Origin of the sequence: Lysobacter antibioticus HS124 (genome assembly GCF_000336385.2) — a bacterium.
Lineage (GTDB): Bacteria > Pseudomonadota > Gammaproteobacteria > Xanthomonadales > Xanthomonadaceae > Lysobacter > Lysobacter firmicutimachus.
Genome location: NZ_HG424517.1, coordinates 1 through 5,737 on the forward strand (window position 1 = coordinate 1; position 5,737 = coordinate 5,737).

The 5,737-nt window shown below is 70.8% G+C and carries 2 protein-coding genes; one reads left to right on the forward strand and one right to left on the reverse strand.

The genetic code is table 11. The features are described 5' to 3' along the window. Positions 1–99, forward strand: a 99-nt coding sequence (locus TX83_RS14460; protein WP_186442605.1) for a spore coat protein U domain-containing protein, incomplete at its 5' end; no start/stop codon positions are given. 146 nt (positions 100–245) lie between these two features. Here TX83_RS14460 and TX83_RS23375 read toward each other — a convergent pair. Then, positions 246–5,737 (reverse strand): autotransporter-associated beta strand repeat-containing protein (locus TX83_RS23375; RefSeq protein ID WP_186442606.1); only part of this gene is annotated, 5,492 nt, incomplete at its 5' end.

Genomic DNA, 5,737 nt, shown 5'->3' on the forward strand with positions numbered 1-5,737 from the left:
GGCACCGGCCAGTCGCTGACCGTGTACGGCCGGGTCGCGCCGCAGACCGCCACGGTCGGCAGCTACAGCGACACGATCACGGTGTTGGTGACGTACTGACGCGGTCCGCGGACGCGGACACGACCGTCGCACGCGGGCGCCGGACGGTCGCATCCGCGACGAAGGCGGTGTTTCGGGCCGCGCCGTAACGCAGCGGGGCGGCCGGGCCCGGCGGCCGGCTCATGCCGAGCCGGCCGCCTCGGCGGTCACCAGCGGACCCTCAGCCCCAGGTTGGCCTGACGCTGCTCGACCTCGCTCCCGTCCAGGCTCTGGCCGTACGAAAGCACGCCGAACAGGCTGACGGACGGGTTCAGTTCGGCCTCCACGCCGACATCGAGGGTCGCCATCAGCCCCAGTTCGTGATTCGGGAACGCCTGCCGCTGTGCGTTGGCGCCGGGCGGCAGCACGACCAGGGCATCGTCCTTCTCGCCCAGCGTGTCCTGCACGCCCAGCGTCGCCCACGGCCGCACCCTCGCGCCCGCCGCGGTTTCGAACAGCTTGTCGACGCGCACGGCCAGCCGCGCGGTGCCCAGCAAATCGTCGTCCATCACCAGCCGCTTGCCGCCGGCATCGAGCTTGTCCTGCCACTGCATCGCGCTGGCGCTCAGGTTGAACTGCGGCTCGACGGTCCAGCCGTTGTCGAGATGGAAGCGATGTCCCAGCTGTGCGCTTGCGGTCAGGCTGTTGCCATCGATCTTTTCCTTGAAACCGTCGGCCACCGCGATGCTGGCCTCGGGCCGCTGGCCGACCAAGGTCAGGTCGAGGTAGGTGCCGCGCTTCCAGCTGACGCTGCCGTACATGCCGACCATCGGCGTATCCACGCGCACATGGGCCTCGCCGATGCCTTGCAGATCGGTCGAGTTGGCGCCGCTGGCCCAGTAGTTGCCGCGCTGGAACGCCACGAACACGCCGCCGCGCAGGTGACGCGTTTCGCGGTCCTGCAGCAGGGTGTCGACGCCGGCGTACAGCCCGAGCGTGTCGCCGCTGAAGGCGAAGCCCGGGTCGGCGCCCATCTTCAGCTCGCTGCCGGTGACGGCCATCCAGAAGCCCTGGCATTCGCCCTCCAGCTGCCAGTAGGCGCGCTCCATGTCGTCTTCGTGCGAGCCGCAACGCGGCGTGTCGCCGCGGATGCCGGCCATGCGTTCGAACAGCAGGCGGTTGCTTTCCTGGATCAGGCTGGCGCCGATCCCGGGCAAGACCGCGTAACCGCCGATCTCCGGCAGGATGTCGCTGGCCTCGGTGTTGAGATACCAGCCGTCGCCCTGGCGATCGAAGGTCCATGGGAACACGCTGCCGTTCAACCGCACCACGCCGTCGGTCGCGTCCGCGGCGATGAAATGGCCCTCGGTCGCGGCGTTGTCGTTCGGGGCCGCGATCACCCGGATCGAGGCCGGCTGTTGCGGCGTCTCGCTGCCGTCGCTGGCGAAAGCCACCGCGGTGCTGCCGACCACATCGCCGCCGATATCCAGGCCGCCCGAGCTCTGGCCGCCCGGCGACACGGTCAACGCCAGCCGGCCGCCGCCGGTGTAGTTGCCGCTGACGCCGAAGCGCGCGTTGCCGACCGTGATCAGACCCGAATTGGCCAGGTTGCCGGTCAGGCCGGCGCCGCTCATGCCGATCAGCTCGGACGTGCCGTCGATCGACAGCAGGCCGCTGCCCAGGTTCAGCGGTCCGGTCAGGGTCAGCTGCGTGCCGGTGAGCAGATCCACCCGCTCCCAGTTGGACAGCGCGCCCACGTCGGCCTGGTCCAGGACCATGTCGTGGAAATTCACCCGGTCCTCGCCGCCGGCGCCGCCGTCGAAGCGGCTCAGGCCGCTCAGGTCGCCGCCGCGGAAATCGGCGGTGTCGTTGCCGGCGCCGAAGTCGAAGCGGCCGATCACCGTGCCGGCCGAGTCGAAGCGGTCGTTGCCGGCGGTGCCGCTGTAAAGGCCGCTCGCCTTCAGGGTCGAGCCGGCCGCGACGGTGGTGTTCTGCGCCGCCACACTGCCGCCGGCGGTGACCTCGAGCAGGCCGCCGATCACGTCGACATCGATGAACTCGGACGCACCGTTGATCTGCAACGCGCCCGCGCCGGATTTGGCCAGCGATTCGAAGCCCAGCATGCTGCCCAGCGGCACGTTGAAACCGGCGCCGATGTTGGCCTCGAGCGTATCGCGGCCCTGGCCGCCGTCGACCGTGCCGATCGCCGCGGTGGTTTCGTGGACGATGAAGCGGTCGTCGCCGGCGCCGAGCGCGAAACTGCCGCCGCCGGTGTCGAGCGTGCCGGCCAGATCGAACACATCGGCACCGTCGCCGAGGTCGCCGGAGGCGAGCAGGCTCGCCCCTACGGCCACGTCGACCGTATTGACGCCCGCGCTGCCGGTCAGCACGGCCGGAGCCGACGCCAGACCGCGCACGCTGCCGTCGATCGCCAGCGTGGTGGCATCGGCCATCGCCAGCGTCGGCGTCTGCAGGCTGCCGGCCACGCTCAGCACGCCGCCGTTGAGCGTGGTGCCGCCGCTGAAGCTTTGGCTGCCCACCAGCGTCGCTTCGCCGGCGTTGTCCTTCTGCAGATACTCGAAGTTGATCGTGCGGGCGGCGTCGAAGGTCAAGGCGTTGGCGTTGTCGAGCACCACCGTGTCGCCGCTGCCGTGGCCGCCGCCGCTGATCACCGCTTCGATGGCTGCGCCGTCTTGCAGGGTCAGCACGTCTTCGCCGCCGCACAGGTCGATGCTGCCGCTGCCCGAGACGGTGCCGGCCACGGTCATGCGGTCGTTGGCGGCGCCGCAACCGAAGCTGCCGTCGACGTTCAAGGTCGCGCCGGCGCCGACCACGGTGGCCAGCGCGCTGCCCGCGGTCGCGATCACGCTGCCGGCCGGACCGATGTTCAGGGTCCCGCCGAGCACGCTGACCTCCTGCAAGTCGGTCGCGCCCGGACCGGTGACGTTGAGCACGCCGGTACCGGTCTTGGTGACGCCCTCGAAACTCGCCAGCGAGCCCAGGTTGGCGCTCAGGTCGATGTCGTAGACGCGCGTGTCCAGGCCGGCGCCGCCGTCGATCGTGCCGATCACGGTCGTGCCGTCGTGGACCACGAAGCTGTCGTCGCCGTCGCCCAGGGCGAAGACGCCGCCACGGGTGTCGAGGGTGCCGACGACGTCGAGTACGTCTTCGCCTGCGCCCAGATCGCCTTCGGCCAAGGCCGTGCCGTTGACGGTCACGGTGTTGGCGCCGGCGCTGCCGGCGATCGCGGCGACGAGGCCCGCGCCGCCGTCCAGACTGCCGTCGACGGTCAGTGCGGTGTCGTCGCCCATCGTCACGACCGGCGTGCTCAAGCCGCCGGCGATCGCCAGTTCGCCGCCGTTGACGGCGGTGCCGCCGCTGAAGTTCTGGGTCCCGGTGAGGGTGGCGGTGCCGGTGTTGTTCTTGGTCAGGAACTCGAAATTGACCACGCTGCCGGCGCCGAAACTCAACGCCCCGGCGTTGTTGAGCACGACGGTATCGCCGGCGCTGTGCGCGCCGCCGTCGAGCAGGCCGGCCAAGCCGCTCAGGTCGGCGCCGTCGTTGAGGGTCACCGTGTCGTCGCCGTCGCCGAATGCGATCGCACCCGTGCCGGCAACGGCGCCGGACACCGTCATGCTGTCGTTGCCGGTCGATCCGGCGAAGTTGCCGTCGACGTTCAATGTGGCGCCGCTGGCGACGGTCGTGGCGACCACGCCGCTGACGCTGCCGGCGGCGCCGATGTCGAGCGTGCCGCCGGCGACGTTGACGGTCGTGAAGTCCGACGCGGCCGGGCCGTCGATGTGCAAGGTGCCGATGTTGGTCTTGGTCAGGGTCTCGAAATTGGTGGCGCCGCCGAGCGTCGCGGTGCCGGCATAGTCCGCGGTCAGGGTATCGATACCGGCACCGCCGTCGATCGGCGCGGCCAGGCCGTCCATGTCGGCGCCGTCCTGCAGGATCAGGTGGTCGTCGCCGTCGAGCAGGTCGATCGCGCTCGAGCCGCTGACCGTGCCGGCCACGGTGAAGCTGTCCGCGCCGGCGGTGAAACCGAACGCGCCGTCGACGATCAGGCTGGCGCCATTGGCCACGGTCGCGGTGTTGATGCCGTTGATGCTGCCGCCGGCGCCGATATCGAGCGTGCCGCCATCGACATGGACCGTGCTGAACGCCGATGCGGCCGGACCGTCGACGTGCAGGGTGCCGGTGTTGGTCTTGGTCAGGGTCTCGAAGTTGACCGCCCCGCCCAAGGTCGCGTTGCCGGCCAGATCGGCGACGAAGGTATCGGTGCCGTTGCCGCCGTCGATGGCGTTGTTCAGTCCGGACAGGTCGGCGCCGTCCTGGATCGTGAAGGTGTCGTCGCCGTCGAGCAGGTCGACGGTGCCGACGCCGGTCACCGTGCCGGCCACGGTGAAGCTGTCGCTGCCGCCGGTGCCGGCGTAGCTGCCGTCGACGTCCAGCACCGCGCCGCCGGCGACCGTGGTGTCCTGGGCCACGACGCTGCCGGTGGCGGCGACGTTCAGGCGGCCGGCGAGCACGTCGACGGTAACGAAATCCGAGCTCGCCGGGCCGTTGATGTTGAGCGCACCGAGGCCGGTCTTGCTCAGCGTTTCGAAGCCCTGCACCGCACCGAGGTCGGCACTGGTCGCGATGTCGGCGTTCAGCAGATCCGTGCCGGCGCCGCCCGCGACGATACCGGCGATGGCGGTGCCGTCGTGGATGCCCAGCGTGTCGTCGCCGGCGCCCAGGTCGAAGATGCCGGCGCCGGTGTCGAGGCTGCCGGCGACGTCCAGCACGTCGTCGCCGTCGCCCAGGTCGCCGTTCGCCGAGAGGCTCGCGCCGGCGGCGACGTTGACGGTGTTGCTGCCGGCGCTGCCGCTGATCGCCGCCGCCGCGCCGCCCGCCGCCTGCAGGCTGCCGTCGACATTCAGCGTGGTGCCGTCGCCCATCGTCAGGGTCGGCGTGTCCAGGCTGCCGGCGACGGTCAGGGTTCCGCCGTTCAAGGCGGTGCCGCTACCGAAGCCGTGTGCGCCCGTGAGCACCGCCTCGCCGCCGTTGTCCTTCTGCAACGCTTCGAAATTGGCGATGTCGCCGCTGTCCAGCGTCAGCAGGCCGGCGTTGTCGAGCACCACCCGGTCGTCGCCGGCGTCGCCGTCGATCGGATTGAGCAGCCCGGCGATGTCGGCGCCGTCGCCCAGCGTCAGGGTGTCGTCTCCTCCGCACAGATTGACGCTGCCGCTGCCGCTGACCGTGCCGGACACGCTCAGGGTATCGGCCTGGCTGCCGCAACCGAAGGCGCCGTCCACGTTCAAGGTGGCGCCGGACGCCACGGTGGCGTTCAGCGAACTGCCCGGGGTGGCGACAATGCTGGCGCCCGCGTGCACGTCCAGCACGCCTTCGAGCACCTGCACTTCTTGCAAGTCGGTCGCACCGGGGCCGGTGATATTGAGCACGCCGGTACCGCTCTTGGTCACGCCCTCGAAGTTCTGCAGCGCACCCAGGTCGGCGCTGGTGTCGATGTCGTAGGTGCGGGTATCGACGCCGGCGCCGCCGTCGACGGTGCCGATCACCACGGTGCCGTCGTGGACCACGAAGTTGTCGTCGCCGTCGCCCAGCGCGAACACGCCGCCGCCGGTGTCGAGGGTGCCGAGCACGTCGAGCACGTCGTTGCCCGCGCCCAGGTCGCCGTTCGCCAGCAGCGTGCCGCCTGCGCCGACCCGGACGG